This window comes from Brucella sp. RRSP16 (genome assembly GCF_052246815.1).
GTDB lineage: Bacteria > Pseudomonadota > Alphaproteobacteria > Rhizobiales > Rhizobiaceae > Brucella > Brucella intermedia.
On record NZ_JBQQAM010000006.1, the window covers coordinates 225019 to 241940 of the forward strand.

The following is a 16922-nucleotide window of genomic DNA, read 5'->3' on the forward strand; positions in this document are numbered from 1 at the left end:
ACGAGTCGGCAATTTTGCATTGCCGGCGTGAATCTTCCCCCTTTGCAAGTGGCCGGACCGGAAGAACAATTCCAGAGGGAGCCGGTACGAAATGGGAGGAACTGGAATGCGCGTTTTAAAGCGTATCGCTGTGGCAGCTTCGATGATGGGGATCGTGGCCACGACAGGTGGTTTTGCAATTGGCGCAGCAAGCGCCGAAGAACCGCTGAAACTGATTATCGGAACGGAAGGCGCGTATCCGCCGTTCAATTTCATCAATCCGGATGGCTCTCTTTCCGGCTTCGATGTCGATATCGCACGGGCGCTTTGCGCGGAGATGAAGGCCGAGTGCACATTCATCACACAGGAGTGGGATGGCACTATTCCGGCGCTTCAGGCCGGGAAGTTTGACGCTTATGTTTCCTCCATGTCGATCACGGAAGAGCGCAAGAAACAGGTCGATTTTTCCGATAAATACTACAACACGCCACCCGGCATTGCCGCGCCGAAGGACACCGACATCAAGGGCGTGACCAAGGAAGACCTGGCAGGCAAGACGATCGGCGTTCAGGTGTCCACGACGCATGCGAATTATGCCGAACACGCCTTCACCGAGAGCACCATCAAGGCCTATCCGACAGCGGAAGAATATCGCCTGGACATGGCCAATGGCCGCCTGGATGCCGTCAACGATGACAGCGTAACGCTGAGCGAGTGGCTGAAGACGCCGGATGGCGCCTGCTGCAAGATGGTCGGCACCTATCCGCCCGATGACAACATCCATGGTGTTGGCGTCGGCGTTGCCTTGAAGAAGGGACGCCCGGAACTGGTCGAAAAGTTCAACAAGGCGATCAAGGCCATCCGTGCCAACGGCAAGTACAAGGAAGTCAACGACAAATACTTTGATTTCGACGCCTACGGCCCTGAAAAATAAGTACAAAAAACCGTTAGCCCACCGATAATGGCAATGCCGTCACCGGCGGCATTGCTATTGGCAGCCATGATGGCGGCAAGACTGTGCCTCCATATAATCATGAGGCAGTTGTTGGAGTTGAGAATTCTCGTGCCGGCAAGGACAATGCCTGATCTTGCCGTGCACGGGAGTTCCAGATGTATCGAATACTGTGCCTGATGGTTTCCGGTTTCGCGCTTGCGCATATGTCTTCATACTATCGGCAGGATATGCCGGCCGTATCATATGCCGCAACAAAGGGCTGTATCTGTGACAAGAACCGCCAGCCGGTCTCTGCGTGTCTGGATGTTTGCCAGTGGACCAACTGAATTTAATGAGGAATTGAGAACATCCCGGAGAAACAATGCGACCTGAAAATCTCGTCATTCGCGCAGTGGAAGCCGCGGATGCGGAAGGACTCACCCATTTGCAGAACATGCCGGGATTTCGTTTCGGCACCTTGCGCACTCCGTTTCAACGCCTCGAGACGACACGCAAGTGGCTGGAAACGCTCGGGCCGGAAGCCACGATTCTGGTTGCGACGATCAATGAAGAGATTGTCGGAAACGCTGGCTTGCTCCGACACGCAGGACGGCGTGGTCACAGCGCGGCGATTATCATGGGCATACATGACGACCATGTCGGGCAGGGCATCGGCACAGCATTCATGGCCGAACTGATCGACATTGCCGACAACTGGCTCGACCTGAAACGGCTTGAACTCACCGTTTACGTCGACAATGCCCCTGCAATCCGCCTCTATGAAAAGTTCGGCTTTGTTTCGGAAGGCATACGCCGGAAAGATGCTTTCCGGGCCGGTGAGTTTGTCGATTCGCTCGCAATGGCCAGGCTCAATTTCTGACGCCGTTCTTTCGCGATTATCGCACCGCTATAACTGCGGCCCAGTCAGTGGAACGTTTATCGTAGGCGCTGCCGGTCCAGCATTCAATTTCGATGCCCGCCCATTGACCGTTATCGCTCCAATATTCCCGCAATTCTTCCGGTGACAGATAGTTGTAATAGCGGCCAAGCGCGTCGTGGCCTTCAGCCGTGCCGGTCTTGAAGCTGGCCCACACGATCCCGCCTTTCACCAAGGCACTGTGGACGCGTCTTATGATAGGACCAAGTGCGGTTCTGGGCACATGGGTGAGCGAGGCGCAAGCGTAAATCCCGTCATATTCCTCGACCGCGGAAAGCTCATCGAACATCATCGTGCGGACGGGCTGCCCCAGCCGTTTTGCAGCGATTGCCGCCAGTTCGGAGGAGCCATCCGTCGCATCGAGCTGAAATCCGGCGTTCAGAATGGCACTCGCATCGGTGCCCGAACCCGTTCCAAGTTCCAGGATTCGTCCCGCTGGCTTGCAGCGCTTCAGAAAGCTAAACAGTTTCGGGTTGGGCGTCTCGCCGTCGGCTGCATAGTCGATCGCATTGGAATTGTAGAAACCCAGCGTGTTGTCCTGCATGTCGGAGAATCCCTCATCCCGGTTTCGAAGAGCCCGGAAATCCCGGAATCGGCGCGCGCTCTTATGCAGCGAAATCGCACCATATTGAAGTCCTGAAAGTGTCGGAGAACCGACATTCCGGGTTCGCTTCGGGCACGCCAAAGTCCGATCCAGCAGAGCGCACAGAATAACGTTGCATTTTCGCCACAATGCGTTGCATAGATGCAACGCTATTGGGTAACATGGTTAATATGAACACGGCGAATCTGACGGCGAACATGAACGGCGAGGAACAATCATCGCAAAGCGGCGAGGGGCGCAGGCTTCTGGCCCTGCCGGGCATTATCACGGTCATTTCGGCGCTTGTCACCGCCTCGATTTCCTTTGCCATTTTGATCGGCATTACACCGATCACGCCTGATAGGACCGTCACGCTGGCATTGGTCATCATCAATGTCGCGCTGATTCTGTTCCTCATCCTGCTGATCTGCCGCGAAGTTTACCGCATCGTGATGGCCCGGAGGCTCGGGAAGGCGGCTTCGCGCCTGCATGTCCGTATTGTGGCGCTGTTTTCGCTTATCGCGGCGGTGCCCGCCATCGTGGTTGCCATCGTTGCGTCGGTCACGCTCAACCTCGGTCTCGACCGCTGGTTCGATACCAATACGCGCGACATTGTCAGTTCATCGCAGAGCTTGACCACCGCCTATATCCGCGAAACCGCGCTCAACCTGCAAAGCACCTCCTATTCGATGCTGCAGGATCTCGATGCGCAGCGCACCATTTATAGTCTTGACCGTGGTGGCTTCATCCAGCTGATGACATTACAGACGCGTGGCCGTGGCCTCCTCGGTGCGTTTCTGGTGCGTGAGAATGGCGACGTCGTCGTCAAAAGCGATACTGGAGTTGAAGATCGTCTGCCACCGCCAACCGAAGATGCGTTGAAAACGGCACCGGATGGCAAGCCGGTTATCATCCCGCCAGGCAACAGTAATTTCGTCGGCGCAATCATCAAGATGCGCGAGATACCGGACGTCTATCTCTACACGGTTCGCGCAGTCGATCCTCAGATTCTCGACGCCATGCGCCTGATGGAAGCCAATACCCAGCGCTATCAGGAGATGGATGCGAACCGGATTCCAACGCAGATTGCATTTGCGCTGCTCTATTTCGGCCTGACGCTGATTGTGCTGCTTTCGGCTATCTGGACCGGTATTGCCGTCGCCGACCGGCTGGTGCGTCCGATCCGGCTTTTGATCGGCGCGTCCGACGATGTGGCGGCGGGCAATCTCGACGTGTCGGTTCCGGTGCGCACATCGGATGGCGACGTGGGCGCGTTATCCGGCACTTTCAACAACATGGTGGCGGAGCTGAAAAGCCAGCGCAACGAGCTGCTTTCCGCCAAGGACCAGATCGATGAGCGCCGCCGCTTCTCCGAAGCCGTGCTTTCCGGCGTGACGGCAGGCGTTATCGGCATCGAGACCGATGGCTGCATCTCCATCCTGAACCGTTCGGCGGAACATATGTTCGGCGTCACGTCGGAAGATGCTGTCGGCAAGAACCTCACAAGCATCGCGCCGGAGATCGGGCAGGCTTTTGAGGTCGCCCGTTCAACGGGACGCGCGGTGCATCGCGAGCAGGTCAGCATGACCCGTGGCGGCGTGGCGCGTACCTTCAACGTGCAGGTAACCGTCGAGGACACGGAATCCGAAGATCATTCCTATGTGGTGACGGTGGACGACATCACCGATCTGGTGCAGGCGCAGCGTTCGTCCGCCTGGGCGGATGTCGCGCGCCGCATCGCGCATGAAATCAAGAACCCGCTCACGCCGATCCAGCTTTCCGCAGAACGCATCCGTCGCCGTTACGGCAAGGTCATCACCGAGGACCGCGAGGTTTTCGATCAGTGCACGGATACGATCATCCGTCAGGTCGGCGACATTGGGCGCATGGTCGATGAATTCTCCGCCTTTGCCCGCATGCCGAAGCCCGAAATGCGGCTTATGGATATGCGCGAGGCATTGCGCGAAGCCTCCTTCCTGGTCGAAGTCAGCCGCAGCGATATTCGTTTCCAGAACGATTTCGGCTCGGAAAAGCTGGTCGGTTCCTTTGACAGCCGCCTGATCGGACAGGCCTTCGGCAATGTGATCAAGAATGCAAGCGAAGCCATTGACGGACTTCCGAAGGAAGATCGCGCCAGGGAAGGCGAAGGCGGGCATATCCTCATCCGTTCCTATCAGGCGGATGGACAATTGTTTGTCGATGTCATCGACAATGGCAAGGGCCTTCCGGGCGACGACCGCCAGAAGCTGCTCGAACCTTACATGACGACGCGCGAGAAGGGCACCGGCCTCGGTCTCGCGATTGTCCGCAAGATCGTCGAGGATCATGGCGGGCATCTGGAATTGCATGATGCGCCTTCGGATTTCCACGGAGGACGAGGAGCAATGATACGTATGGTCTTTCCGCAGGCGCCCACCAATGAAGCTGGCGTAAATGCCGGTTCTGCCGGTGAGATCGAAGCAGATGCGGGAAATGACGAAAAGAACATAGCTGGACAGGTGATTTGATATGGCTGCCGATATTCTTGTGGTTGATGACGAAGCGGATATCCGGGAACTTGTTGCAGGCATTCTGAGCGATGAAGGCCACGAAACCCGCACGGCCTTCGATGCGGACAGCGCGCTCGCCGCAATCAACGATCGCGTTCCACGGCTGGTCTTTCTGGATATATGGCTGCAAGGCAGCCGTCTGGACGGGCTCGCGCTGCTCGATGAAATCAAGAAGCAGCACCCCGAACTGCCGGTGGTGATGATCTCCGGTCATGGCAATATCGAAACGGCGGTCTCTGCGATCCGTCGCGGCGCCTACGACTTCATCGAAAAGCCGTTCAAGGCGGACCGCCTCATCCTCATTGCGGAACGGGCGCTTGAAACCTCGAAGCTGAAGCGCGAAGTCTCGAACCTGCGCAAGCGCAGCGGCGACCATCTGGAATTGATCGGCGCGTCGCTGGCCATGAACCAGCTGCGCCAGACCATCGAGCGCGTCGCGCCGACCAACAGCCGCATCATGATTACCGGACCGTCGGGCGCTGGCAAGGAACTTGCCGCGCGTGCCATCCACGCGCAGTCGGGCCGCGCCAATGGGCCGTTCGTGACCGTCAATGCCGCAACCATCACGCCGGAGCGCATGGAGATCGAGCTTTTCGGCACCGAAATGGACGGCGGCGAGCGCAAGGTCGGCGCTCTGGAAGAAGCCCATGGCGGCATTCTCTATCTCGATGAAGTCGCCGACATGCCGCGCGAGACGCAGAACAAGATTTTGCGTGTGCTGGTCGACCAGCAGTTTGAACGCGTGGGCGGCACCAAGCGTGTGAAGGTGGATGTGCGCATCATCTCCTCCACGGCGCAGAACCTCGAAGGCATGATTGCGGAAGGCACGTTCCGCGAAGACCTGTTTCACCGCCTCTCGGTGGTTCCGGTGCAGGTGCCGCCGCTTGCCGCGCGGCGGGAGGACATTCCGTCACTGGTCGAATACTTCATGAAGCAGATCGCCGAACAGGCGGGCATCAAGCCGCGCAAGATTGGGTCCGATGCGATGGCGGTTTTGCAGGCGCATAGCTGGCCGGGCAATCTTCGCCAGCTTCGCAACAATGTCGAGCGCCTGATGATTCTGGCGCGGGGCGATGATCCGGAGGCGCCAGTGACGGCCGACCTCCTGCCGGCTGAAATCGGCGACACGCTGCCGCGTGCACCGACGGAATCCGACCAGCACATCATGGCGCTTCCGTTGCGCGAGGCGCGCGAGCGTTTCGAGAAGGAATATCTGATCGCCCAGATCAACCGGTTCGGCGGCAATATTTCGCGCACGGCGGAGTTCGTCGGCATGGAGCGCTCGGCTCTGCATCGCAAGCTGAAATCTCTCGGCGTATAAATAGTCAAATGTCTCGGGCGGATGTGTCATGCGGGTAATCGTTTGCGGAGCAGGGCAGGTCGGATACGGCATCGCTGAGCGGCTTGCCGCCGAGGAGAACGATGTTTCCGTCATCGACACCTCGGCCCGCCATATCGAGATCGTGCGCGACACGCTCGATGTCCGTGGTTTTGTCGGGCACGGTTCGCAACCGGACGTGCTCGCCGCCGCTGGTGCCGATGAAGCGGATATGATCATTGCCGTCACCTTGTCCGACGAGGTCAACATGGTGGCCTGTCAGGTGGCGCATTCGGTCTTCAACGTGCCGACCAAGATCGCCCGCATTCGCGCGCAGTCCTATCTCAAGGCTGAATATCAGGACCTTTTCCTGCGCGAAAACCTGCCGATCGACGTGATCATCTCACCGGAGCTGGAAGTGGGTGAGGTGGTTCTGCGGCGCATTGCCTTGCAGGGCGCAACGGACGTGCTGCGTTTTGCCGACGACAAGATCATCGGCCTCGCCATCGAATGCCTGGAGGAATGCCCGGTCATCAATACGCCGCTGAAACAGCTGAGCGATCTGTTTCCCGATCTTGCGGCCACCGTCGTCGGCGTGGTGCGCAATGACAGCCTTTTCATCCCGCGATCTTCAGACGAGCTGAATGCCGGGGACCTCGCTTATGTCGTGACGACCCGCGAGCAGGTGCGCCGCACGCTCTCCTTGTTCGGCCACGAGAAACCGGAAGCCAGCCGCATCGTTATCGCGGGCGGCGGCAATATCGGCTTGTACGTGGCCAAGGCCATCGAGGACCGCAAATGGCATACGCGCGTCAAGATGATCGAAAGCGAGCACGAGCGGGCCTTCGCCATCGCCGACCAGCTCAAACGCACCATGGTGCTCCACGGCAGCGCGCTCGACCAGAACTTGCTTCAGGAAGCTGACATCCAGGACGCCGACCTGATGGTCGCGCTCACCAATCAGGATCAGGTCAATATCCTGTCAAGCATCATGGCGAAGCGGCTGGGCTGCAAGTCCAACATGGCGCTGCTCAATACGGTTGCCTATCAGGACTTCACCCACATGGTGGGGATCGACGCCTATATTAACCCGAAGGCCGTGACGATTTCGAAAATCCTCCAGCATGTCCGGCGGGGCCGCATCCGGGCGGTCTATAGCGTTTATCGCGACATGGCCGAACTGATCGAAGCCGAAGCTCTGGAAACATCCTCGCTGGTTGGCGCGCCGTTGCGCGATCTCGACTTGCCGGAAGGTCTGCGAATCGGAGCGATCTACCGTGACGGACAAGTGATCCGTCCGAACGGCGATGTCCGCATCAAGCCGAAGGACCGCGTCGTCATCTTCGCAACCTCTGACGCCGTAAAGCATGTGGAGCAGATGTTCCGCGTCAGTCTGGAATTTTTCTGATACGCAGGCTCACGCACGGTGCGCGACACCTCTACCGCTTCAAATTCCCGTGAGGCGAAGAGCTTGGTGGCGCATTCGGCGTCGCTGTATTATCGGCCCTGCTGGAATTTGCCACCACGCTAATGAAATTGACGGTTGCACAAAGATTCCCATCCTGTTAACCGAAGCTGAATAGCGAAGCAGTTGTCTTTCCACAGCAATTGCAGTCAGGTACCGGTTTTGCACGCTCCGGTCCTTGATTTATGTGCATGCGCGTGTTCGTTTAACACATCGCGAGCTGGCTGCTGATCGATTAAAGGAATAAAAACAATGGCTGAACGATCGCAAAATCTACAAGACCTTTTTCTGAATTCTGTACGCAAGCAGAAAATTTCGCTGACGATTTTCCTTATCAATGGCGTGAAACTGACCGGCATTGTGACGTCCTTCGATAATTTCTGCGTGCTTCTGCGTCGTGATGGTCATTCGCAGCTTGTCTACAAGCATGCGATTTCGACGATCATGCCGAGCCAGCCTGTGCAGATGTTCGAAGGCGAAGAAGCCTGACGCTTTCCCAATACCATTGGAGCGCACTGGCTTTGGTTGTCGCTCCAAATTTTGTTTCTGCTGATGATAACCGGACACGCATTGCCTGTCCGGTTCGTCATGTTTGAACGATCCGGGGCGTCTTTCATTTGAAACAGCTTTAGCGGTGACTTATCTGCAGCCGTAGATAACACGTTTCCGTGTCCCCGGAGTGAACATTGTCCAAATTCAAGGATAAGAAGCCGTCATCTGCCGATGCAGACAAGGGCTTCGGACTTTCAGAGCCAGAGCCCACACGGGCAGCCGTCATCGTTCCCGTCCTGCCCGAGCGGTATAGCGCAGGCACGACCGCCGAGGAAGGCGCACGTCCCCAGTTCCAGCGTTCGAACGAAGCGCGGCTTGAGGAAGCCATGGGGCTTGCCCGGGCGATTGCGCTCGATATCGAACATGCCGAAATCGCGATTGTCGCCAATCCGCGTCCGGCGACCCTGCTGGGCGCGGGCAAGGTGGAATCCATTGCCGAAACCGTCCAGGAAAAGGCCATCGGGCTGGTCATCGTCGATCACGCCCTGACGCCGGTGCAGCAGCGCAACCTCGAAAAGGAATGGAACGTCAAGGTCATCGACCGCACGGGACTTATCCTCGAAATTTTCGGCGAGCGCGCGCGCACCAAGGAAGGTGCATTGCAGGTCGAGCTGGCGCATTTGAACTATCAGAAGGGTCGTCTGGTCAGAAGCTGGACTCACCTGGAGCGCCAGCGCGGTGGCGGCGGCTTCCTCGGCGGTCCGGGTGAAACCCAGATCGAAGCCGACCGCCGTTTGCTGCAGGACAAGATCCTGAAGATCAAGCGCGAACTTGAAACGGTGGTGCGCACCCGCACGCTGCATCGCCAGAAGCGGCGCAAGGTGCCGCATCCGATTGTAGCGCTCGTCGGCTATACCAATGCCGGAAAGTCCACGCTTTTCAATCGCATGACGGGCGCGGAAGTACTGGCCGAAGACATGCTCTTCGCCACGCTCGATCCGACATTGCGCCGCATCCGGCTTCCGCATGGCGAGACGGTCATCCTGTCGGATACGGTGGGTTTCATCTCGAACCTGCCGCACCATCTGGTCGCCGCCTTCCGCGCCACGCTTGAAGAAGTGGTCGAGGCCGACCTGATCCTGCATGTCCGCGACATTTCCGATCCGGACAATGCCGCGCAGGCCGAAGACGTGGAAAGCATTCTTGCCGGGCTGGGCATTGAGCCGCAGGACCGCAAGCGCGTCGTCGAAATCTGGAACAAGATCGACAATCTTGACGAAAGCGGACGCGAAGCCGCCCTGCGTCTTGCTGCAGCCGGCAGCGAGGAGGGGCGTCCCATTCCGCTTTCGGCCATTACCGGTGAAGGCGTTGACAGGTTGCTTTCGCTTATCGAAACGCGGATAGCGGGTTCGCTCGGCGCGGTCGATGTCGTGCTGTCTCCTTTCGAGCTTCATCTGCTCGACTGGATTTACCAGCATGGCAGCAATGTGGAGCGCGAGAATCTGGAAGACGGCTCCGTTCGCATCAAGGCGCGCCTGACCGAAGTGGCCCGCAAAACGCTGGACGAGAAGCGCGGCATCCGTCCTGAAAAGCCGGAGTCCGATTGGGACTGAGGCGGGAAGTGCTGCGCCACTTGCGAAACAGGGGCGCAACGCCCTATGTATGAAACACCGACGATTCAAAACTATTCACTTCGCCATAAATATATCCAGAGGCCCATAATGAGAGATCCGATCGAAACCGTCATGAACCTCGTCCCGATGGTGGTTGAGCAGACCAACCGTGGCGAACGGGCCTATGATATTTTCTCGCGCCTTCTGAAGGAGCGCATCATCTTCGTGAACGGACCGGTTGAAGACGGAATGTCGATGCTGGTATGCGCGCAGCTTCTCTTTCTCGAAGCGGAAAATCCGAAGAAAGAGATCAACATGTACATCAATTCGCCCGGCGGCGTGGTGACGTCCGGCATGGCGATCTATGATACGATGCAGTTCATCCGCCCGCCGGTTTCCACGCTTTGCATGGGCCAGGCCGCTTCGATGGGCTCGCTGCTTCTGACGGCAGGCGCCACCGGCCAGCGTTATGCGCTGCCGAACGCGCGCATCATGGTCCACCAGCCATCGGGCGGTTTCCAGGGACAGGCCTCGGACATTGAGCGCCATGCGCAGGACATCATCAAGATGAAGCGCCGCCTGAACGAAATCTATGTCAAGCACACGGGCCGCGATTACGAGACGATCGAACGCACGCTCGACCGCGACCATTTCATGACCGCGCAGGAAGCGCTCGAATTCGGCCTCATCGACAAGGTGGTCGAAGCGCGCGACGTAAGCGCGGACGAATCGAAGTAAGAGCCGGATTCTCCGGCTCGCACCTGTTTTTAGCGCCCTTTGCCACAAAAGGGGCCCAATTCTTGCACCTACGTGATGGTTAACGCGCCGCGTTAAGCATCTGTTGGGGTTCGGGGCGCTAAACTTGGTCAGATTATGCCGAATCTTTGCCGGGAACATATTTTTCATTTGTTCGGCGGTGCAGCTTCTGCAAAAGTCGCCAGATGGTTCCTTCGGTCGGGGAGCCATACGGTGACGAATCCTGAGACTACTGGCCCTTGATTACAGGTCCAGGACTATAGGCAGCGCGTATCTGCTGCTGTTGTGACCGGCGGGAGGCGCGTTTCTCCTCCAGCACTGGGTCCGAACCGGAAGAAACGATCGATCTGAAGCGCCCAAGGCTCATTTCGATCAACTGAAAGGAAACTGCAATGAGCAAAGTCAGCAACGGCGGCGGCGATTCCAAGAATACGCTCTATTGCTCGTTCTGCGGCAAAAGCCAGCATGAAGTGCGCAAGCTGATTGCAGGCCCGACCGTTTTCATCTGCGACGAGTGCGTCGAACTCTGCATGGACATCATCCGCGAGGAAAACAAATCCTCCATGGTGAAGTCGCGCGAGGGCGTGCCCACGCCGCAGGAAATCATGGCCGTCCTTGACGATTACGTCATCGGCCAGAAGGATGCCAAGCGCGTTCTGTCGGTTGCGGTACACAATCACTACAAGCGTCTCGCCCATCAGTCGAAGAACAGCGACATCGAGCTTGCGAAGTCGAACATTCTGCTCGTGGGCCCCACGGGCTGCGGCAAGACCTATCTTGCCCAGACGCTCGCCCGCATCATCGATGTGCCGTTCACCATGGCCGATGCGACGACGCTGACGGAAGCAGGCTATGTCGGTGAAGATGTCGAGAACATCATCCTGAAGCTGCTTCAGGCTGCCGATTACAACGTGGAACGCGCACAGCGCGGCATCGTCTATATCGACGAAGTCGACAAGATCAGCCGCAAGTCTGATAACCCGTCCATCACGCGCGACGTGTCGGGCGAGGGCGTCCAGCAGGCGCTTCTGAAGATCATGGAAGGCACCGTCGCTTCCGTGCCGCCGCAGGGTGGCCGCAAGCATCCGCAGCAGGAATTCCTGCAGGTGGACACGACGAACATCCTCTTCATCTGCGGCGGCGCATTTGCCGGTCTGGACAAGATCATCTCCGCACGCGGCGAAAAGACCTCCATCGGCTTCGGCGCCACCGTCAAGTCGGTCGATGAACGCCGCATCGGTGACGTCTTCAGGGAACTGGAGCCGGAAGACCTTCTGAAATTCGGCCTTATTCCGGAATTCGTCGGTCGTCTGCCCGTGATCGCGACACTCGAAGACCTCGATGTCGATGCCCTGGTGCAGATCCTGACTGAGCCGAAGAACGCGCTCGTAAAGCAGTATCAGCGCCTGTTCGACATGGAAAATGTCGAGCTGAGCTTCCACGACGACGCCCTGCGGGCGATTGCCAACAAGGCGGTCGAGCGCAAGACGGGTGCACGCGGCCTGCGTTCGATCATGGAAAAGATCCTGCTCGACACGATGTTCGAACTTCCGACGCTGGAAGGTGTGCAGGAAGTGGTTATTTCCGGCGATGTGGTGGATGGCAGCGCCCGTCCGCTCTATATCTATGCCGAGCGGCAGGACGAAAAGGGTAATGTTTCCGCCTGAAGCATTTCCGGCAAAAGTGCGTAGCGGTTTTGCGTCGGATAATGCGCAATATTCGCGGCAGCAATCATTCAAAAGAAGGCCGCGCAAGCGGCCTTTTTCATGTGCTGGGCCACATCCAGCCATGTCACGAAAAAGTGCAGGCCGGTGAGATGACCTGCTTCAGGCTTGCGTGGGGCTTAACCTGTCACTATTGCAGGGCAGCAATCAGGGTACAGGCCAAGCTGGATATTGTACTAATGCGCGGCACAGCGCAGGATAGATGACGATTCTATGAAAGCCGGCCCGATAAAGCCTATTGAATTGCCGGGGTCGGCTCTCCAAGTATGGACCGAAGCACATTCGTGACCTGCCTCATGACGAAAGGGGGCGCGGATGTGGCAGTCAGGTTGAAAGACCTGAGAAAGGACTTGAACTATGACGAGTACTGAACAGAAGACACCGCTGGGTGGCTCTGAAGCGGGCGGTGCAGACGGGCTCTATGCCGTTTTGCCGTTGCGTGACATCGTCGTTTTCCCCCATATGATCGTTCCGCTTTTTGTCGGCCGCGAAAAGTCCATTCGCGCGCTGGAGGAAGTGATGGGCGTGGACAAGCAGATCCTGCTTGCCACCCAGAAGAACGCCGCCGATGACGATCCGGCACCGGATGCGATTTATGAAATCGGCACGATTGCCAATGTGCTGCAGCTTCTCAAGCTGCCGGACGGCACCGTCAAGGTGCTGGTCGAGGGCACGGCGCGCGCCAGGGTTTCCAAGTTTACGGACCGCGAAGACTATCACGAGGCCTATGCTGCGGCTCTGCCGGAGCCTGATGAAGATGCCGTCGAGATCGAGGCGCTCGCCCGCTCGGTGGTTTCCGACTTCGAAAACTACGTCAAGCTGAACAAGAAGATTTCGCCGGAAGTGGTTGGCGCCGCCAGCCAGATCGACGACTATTCGAAGCTTGCCGACACGGTTGCCTCGCATCTCGCGATCAAGATTCCCGAGAAGCAGGAAATGCTGTCGATCCTCTCGGTGCGCGAGCGCCTCGAGAAGGCGCTTTCCTTCATGGAAGCCGAAATTTCGGTTCTCCAGGTTGAGAAGCGTATCCGCAGCCGCGTCAAGCGCCAGATGGAGAAGACGCAGCGCGAATACTATCTCAACGAGCAGATGAAGGCGATCCAGAAGGAGCTTGGCGATGGCGAGGACGGTCGCGATGAAGCGGCAGAACTCGAAGAACGCATCAACAAGACCAAGCTTTCCAAGGAAGCCCGCGAAAAGGCACAGGCCGAGCTGAAGAAGCTGCGCAGCATGAGCCCGATGTCGGCCGAAGCGACGGTCGTCCGCAACTATCTCGACTGGCTGCTGTCCATTCCGTGGGGCAAGAAGTCGAAGATCAAGCAGGACCTGAACTTCGCTGAGGAAGTGCTCGATGACGAGCATTTCGGCCTCGACAAGGTCAAGGAACGCATCGTCGAATATCTCGCGGTGCAGGCCCGCTCGACCAAGATCAAGGGCCCGATCCTCTGCCTCGTCGGACCTCCCGGCGTCGGCAAGACCTCGCTCGCCCGCTCGATCGCCAAGGCTACCGGCCGTGAATATGTCCGCATGTCGCTCGGCGGCGTGCGTGACGAGGCCGAAATCCGCGGTCACCGCCGCACCTATATCGGCTCGATGCCCGGCAAGGTCATCCAGTCGATGAAGAAGGCGAAGAAGTCCAACCCGCTCTTCCTGCTCGATGAAATCGACAAGATGGGCCAGGATTTCCGCGGCGATCCGTCATCGGCAATGCTCGAGGTGCTGGATCCTGAACAGAACTCGACCTTCATGGATCACTACCTTGAAGTCGAATACGATCTGTCGAACGTCATGTTCGTGACGACGGCCAATACGCTCAACATTCCCGGCCCGCTTCTGGACCGTATGGAAGTCATCCGTATTGCCGGCTACACCGAGGATGAAAAGCTCGAGATCGCTAAGCGGCACCTGCTGCCGAAGGCGATCAAGGATCACGCCCTGCAGCCGAAGGAGTTTTCGGTCACGGACGATGCGTTGCGCAATGTTATCCGCCTCTACACGCGGGAAGCAGGTGTCCGTAGCCTCGAACGCGAACTGATGACGCTGGCGCGCAAGGCCGTGACCGACATTCTGAAGTCGAAGAAGAAGTCGGTGAAAGTCACCGAAAAGAACCTCTCCGACTATCTGGGTGTCGAGCGGTACCGCTTCGGCCAGATCGATGGCGAGGATCAGGTTGGCGTCGTGACAGGCCTTGCCTGGACGGAAGTCGGCGGTGAATTGCTGACCATCGAAGGCGTCATGATGCCCGGCAAGGGCCGCATGACCGTCACGGGTAACCTCCGCGACGTGATGAAGGAATCGATCTCGGCGGCGGCATCTTATGTCCGCAGCAGGGCAATCGATTTCGGCATCGAGCCTCCGCTGTTCGACAAGCGCGACATCCACGTGCACGTTCCGGAAGGTGCGACGCCGAAGGACGGTCCGTCCGCTGGCATCGCCATGGTCACGGCGATTGTTTCCGTGCTGACCGGCATCCCGGTTCGCAAGGACATCGCAATGACGGGCGAAGTCACGCTGCGCGGTCGTGTCCTGCCCATCGGCGGCCTCAAGGAAAAGCTCCTCGCGGCACTGCGCGGCGGCATCAAGAAGGTTCTGATCCCGGAAGAAAACGCCAAGGATCTGGCGGATATTCCGGACAATGTGAAGAACAGTCTTGAGATCGTTCCGGTGTCCCGCGTGGGTGAGGTGCTCAAGCACGCTCTGGTTCGCGAGCCCGAGCCGATTGAATGGACGGAGCCCGCAAATGCGACACCGGTCCCTTCGGTCGAGGAAGAAGCTGGCGCCACGATGGCCCATTAAGGCATTTCCGGCAAACGTTCGAAAGAGTTTGCTTATTGGCAATGCGCTGAAATGAACTTCCGGCAGGCGATTCTGATTCAGTCGGATAGTCCTGCCGGAAGCTGTCTATCAGGACCAACAATCGAAATGCCGGGCAATTTGCCCGGCATTTCTGTGTTTAACCCCGGTTTTCCGGGGTTTTTTCACGTTGACAGGCTTGGTTTGTGAAACGATTTGAATAAACTCCGACCAATCCGGTCACGTTATCCGTTCCGGTAGATAAAGAAAGGAAATGCCAATGAACAAGAACGAATTGGTTGCCGCAGTTGCGGAAAAGGGCGGTTTGACGAAGGCTGACGCCGGTACTGCTGTTGACGCCGTACTCGCTGCTGTTACCGGCGCCCTGAAGGCTGGTGAAGAAGTCCGTCTGCCTGGCTTCGGCGTTTTCTCCGTTTCGCATCGCGCTGCCTCGACCGGCCGTAACCCGTCGACCGGCAAGGAAGTTGCTATCCCGGCTCGCAACGTGCCGAAGTTCTCGGCTGGCAAGGGCCTGAAGGACGCCGTAAACGGCTAATCATGATCTGGAGAGTGAAAGCTCTTCGAACGGATCGTGACATTAAATTTCCAGCCATCGCGGCATGATCGCGATTGGCTGTCGAGAAGGCCCGGTTTATCCGGGCTTTTTTCGTTTGTGTGGTGAGGGGGTGCTTCAACAAACCGTCGCGATATGGCACCTTGAGAACGATAACCTCGGGCTGATTTGGAGACGTATATGCTCGCCGTTGGTTTAATTGGTTTTGCATTAAGCGTGCTGCTGGCAGTGGCCGCCAACAGCCGGTTTGCGGACCTTGAGCGGCTTCCCATGCAGTGGGGGCTGTCAGGCCAGGTTAACTGGACGGCACCGCGCGTTCTGGGTCTGGCCTTTGTCCCTGTGCTTTACGCCGTGCTGGCCGGTATCTTCATTTGGGCCGCGGAGCATGATCCCGAAAAATACACTGCAAAATCGGTGGGCATAGTGCTGATCGCACTGATTGCGGTACAGATTCTCCACTTGTGGATGATCGATCGATATCGGTTAAAGCTGCTCAAATAACGGAAGCCGGAAGCATTTCGCAGCCAAAAGGATACGGCTCTCTCACTGAGCATCCTGCTGCGGACATCGCGCCATAATCAAAACCGTGTCCGGAGAGCGAATGAGCAGCATATCGTCATAGGGGCGCGTAATGGTCACAACACCATTATTCCTCTGCAATATCGCGGATATCATTCTCTTCTCTGCCGGAGAAACAGTGTCCCCATCAGCAATTCCCAGCCTGCGCACAAGCGGCTGAATGTCAGTATATGAACCGAACTGGTTTTCAGAGCGGGCCGTATAAATGGTGGATGACGGGTTTTTGCTGGCAGGCGCGGTGGTCGCTTCGAATGAATACGGGTTCAGAACCCGCACAGCTATTCTTCCAAGACTCGAAGGTTTGCAAAACAGAGCAAGTTTTGCTGGGTCGATTTCGGCTGGCTGCAATGTGCTGATCGCAAACCAGTCTCCATCAAGACCGTCGAAAATCTTCTTGCGATTTGCTTCTGGATTGGTGACGTCGCCCACCAGAGTTTCCATGGTCGCTTTGTAACGATCAAGAATGTCGGCCGCGTCAGCAAAAACCGGCGTAGCAGTGAGCGCCACTGCTGAACAGACGACCAGTCCAAGAATGCTGTGCCGCATGTCTATCCCCATCGGTCAGATTGTTTGCACCTTATCTCACAAGTGGCGATAAGAAGGCCAGCCAAGCTGGCAAGTGCAAA

14 protein-coding genes and 1 pseudogene are annotated in these 16922 nt (G+C 57.6%); 13 read left to right on the forward strand and 2 right to left on the reverse strand.

The window, feature by feature from the left end; all coding sequences use genetic code 11:
- Positions 1 to 106 precede the first annotated feature (106 nt).
- A complete protein-coding gene (locus ACS5UA_RS11790; RefSeq protein WP_443101326.1) occupies positions 107 to 913 on the forward strand; it encodes an ABC transporter substrate-binding protein in 807 nt (268 codons plus the stop codon).
- Between the two features lie 382 nt (positions 914 to 1295).
- Positions 1296 to 1793 (forward strand): GNAT family N-acetyltransferase, encoded by a 498-nt coding sequence (locus tag ACS5UA_RS11795; RefSeq protein WP_025089572.1) that lies wholly within the window; start codon positions 1296 to 1298, stop codon positions 1791 to 1793.
- Between the two features lie 16 nt (positions 1794 to 1809).
- Here ACS5UA_RS11795 and ACS5UA_RS11800 read toward each other — a convergent pair whose 3' ends face one another.
- Positions 1810 to 2394, reverse strand: a complete 585-nt coding sequence (locus tag ACS5UA_RS11800; RefSeq protein WP_025089571.1) for a class I SAM-dependent methyltransferase — start codon at positions 2392 to 2394, stop codon at positions 1810 to 1812.
- 188 nt (positions 2395 to 2582) lie between these two features.
- On the opposite strand from ACS5UA_RS11800, the gene ACS5UA_RS11805 reads away from it, so the two are divergent.
- The 11 genes and pseudogenes from ACS5UA_RS11805 to ACS5UA_RS11855 all read left to right on the forward strand — a co-directional run bounded on the left by ACS5UA_RS11805 (position 2583) and on the right by ACS5UA_RS11855 (position 16218).
- Entirely contained in the window at positions 2583 to 4940 is a 2358-nt protein-coding gene (locus ACS5UA_RS11805) for a sensor histidine kinase NtrY-like (RefSeq protein WP_151661905.1), read from the forward strand.
- A 1-nt stretch (position 4941) separates the two neighbouring features.
- The gene (ntrX, locus tag ACS5UA_RS11810) at positions 4942 to 6303 is read left to right on the forward strand and encodes a nitrogen assimilation response regulator NtrX (protein ID WP_006466759.1); all 1362 of its coding nucleotides are present in this window, start codon (positions 4942 to 4944) and stop codon (positions 6301 to 6303) included.
- A gap of 28 nt (positions 6304 to 6331) precedes the next feature.
- Entirely contained in the window at positions 6332 to 7708 is a 1377-nt protein-coding gene (gene trkA / locus ACS5UA_RS11815; RefSeq protein WP_443101327.1) for a Trk system potassium transporter TrkA, read from the forward strand.
- A gap of 73 nt (positions 7709 to 7781) precedes the next feature.
- Positions 7782 to 8012: pseudogene (locus tag ACS5UA_RS11820) on the forward strand (hypothetical protein).
- 5 nt (positions 8013 to 8017) lie between these two features.
- Complete coding sequence (gene hfq / locus ACS5UA_RS11825; protein WP_002964239.1) at positions 8018 to 8254, forward strand: RNA chaperone Hfq; 237 nt, start codon at positions 8018 to 8020, stop codon at positions 8252 to 8254.
- Positions 8255 to 8451: 197 nt separating this feature from the next.
- Positions 8452 to 9870: a GTPase HflX gene (gene hflX / locus ACS5UA_RS11830; RefSeq protein WP_006466761.1), complete on the forward strand. Its 1419-nt coding sequence runs from the start codon at positions 8452 to 8454 to the stop codon at positions 9868 to 9870.
- A gap of 108 nt (positions 9871 to 9978) precedes the next feature.
- Positions 9979 to 10608, forward strand: coding sequence for an ATP-dependent Clp endopeptidase proteolytic subunit ClpP (gene clpP / locus ACS5UA_RS11835; protein WP_006470421.1), 630 nt, complete (start codon positions 9979 to 9981; stop codon positions 10606 to 10608).
- 410 nt (positions 10609 to 11018) lie between these two features.
- The gene (clpX, locus tag ACS5UA_RS11840) at positions 11019 to 12293 is read left to right on the forward strand and encodes an ATP-dependent Clp protease ATP-binding subunit ClpX (RefSeq protein ID WP_006466764.1); all 1275 of its coding nucleotides are present in this window, start codon (positions 11019 to 11021) and stop codon (positions 12291 to 12293) included.
- Positions 12294 to 12707: 414 nt separating this feature from the next.
- Complete coding sequence (gene lon, locus ACS5UA_RS11845) at positions 12708 to 15146, forward strand: endopeptidase La (protein ID WP_025089569.1); 2439 nt, start codon at positions 12708 to 12710, stop codon at positions 15144 to 15146.
- A 277-nt stretch (positions 15147 to 15423) separates the two neighbouring features.
- Positions 15424 to 15699, forward strand: a complete 276-nt coding sequence (locus tag ACS5UA_RS11850; RefSeq protein ID WP_006470422.1) for an HU family DNA-binding protein — start codon at positions 15424 to 15426, stop codon at positions 15697 to 15699.
- Positions 15700 to 15897: 198 nt separating this feature from the next.
- On the forward strand, positions 15898 to 16218 hold the full coding sequence (locus tag ACS5UA_RS11855; protein ID WP_063882556.1) for a hypothetical protein: 321 nt from the start codon (positions 15898 to 15900) through the stop codon (positions 16216 to 16218).
- Positions 16219 to 16260: 42 nt separating this feature from the next.
- On the opposite strand, the gene ACS5UA_RS11860 is transcribed toward ACS5UA_RS11855, so the two are convergent.
- Positions 16261 to 16842: a hypothetical protein gene (locus tag ACS5UA_RS11860; protein WP_063882554.1), complete on the reverse strand. Its 582-nt coding sequence runs from the start codon at positions 16840 to 16842 to the stop codon at positions 16261 to 16263.
- Positions 16843 to 16922 lie beyond the last annotated feature (80 nt).

Coding starts and splice junctions, on each gene's coding strand:
- ACS5UA_RS11790 (WP_443101326.1), top strand. CDS start 107: ATGCGCGTTTTAAAGCGTATCGCTGTGGCAGCTTCGATGATGGGGATC.
- ACS5UA_RS11795 (WP_025089572.1), top strand. CDS start 1,296: ATGCGACCTGAAAATCTCGTCATTCGCGCAGTGGAAGCCGCGGATGCG.
- ACS5UA_RS11800 (WP_025089571.1), bottom strand. CDS start 2,394: ATGCAGGACAACACGCTGGGTTTCTACAATTCCAATGCGATCGACTAT.
- ACS5UA_RS11850 (WP_006470422.1), top strand. CDS start 15,424: ATGAACAAGAACGAATTGGTTGCCGCAGTTGCGGAAAAGGGCGGTTTG.
- clpX (WP_006466764.1), top strand. CDS start 11,019: ATGAGCAAAGTCAGCAACGGCGGCGGCGATTCCAAGAATACGCTCTAT.
- ACS5UA_RS11805 (WP_151661905.1), top strand. CDS start 2,583: ATGCGTTGCATAGATGCAACGCTATTGGGTAACATGGTTAATATGAAC.
- lon (WP_025089569.1), top strand. CDS start 12,708: ATGACGAGTACTGAACAGAAGACACCGCTGGGTGGCTCTGAAGCGGGC.
- hfq (WP_002964239.1), top strand. CDS start 8,018: ATGGCTGAACGATCGCAAAATCTACAAGACCTTTTTCTGAATTCTGTA.
- trkA (WP_443101327.1), top strand. CDS start 6,332: ATGCGGGTAATCGTTTGCGGAGCAGGGCAGGTCGGATACGGCATCGCT.
- clpP (WP_006470421.1), top strand. CDS start 9,979: ATGAGAGATCCGATCGAAACCGTCATGAACCTCGTCCCGATGGTGGTT.
- ntrX (WP_006466759.1), top strand. CDS start 4,942: ATGGCTGCCGATATTCTTGTGGTTGATGACGAAGCGGATATCCGGGAA.
- ACS5UA_RS11860 (WP_063882554.1), bottom strand. CDS start 16,842: ATGCGGCACAGCATTCTTGGACTGGTCGTCTGTTCAGCAGTGGCGCTC.
- ACS5UA_RS11855 (WP_063882556.1), top strand. CDS start 15,898: ATGCTCGCCGTTGGTTTAATTGGTTTTGCATTAAGCGTGCTGCTGGCA.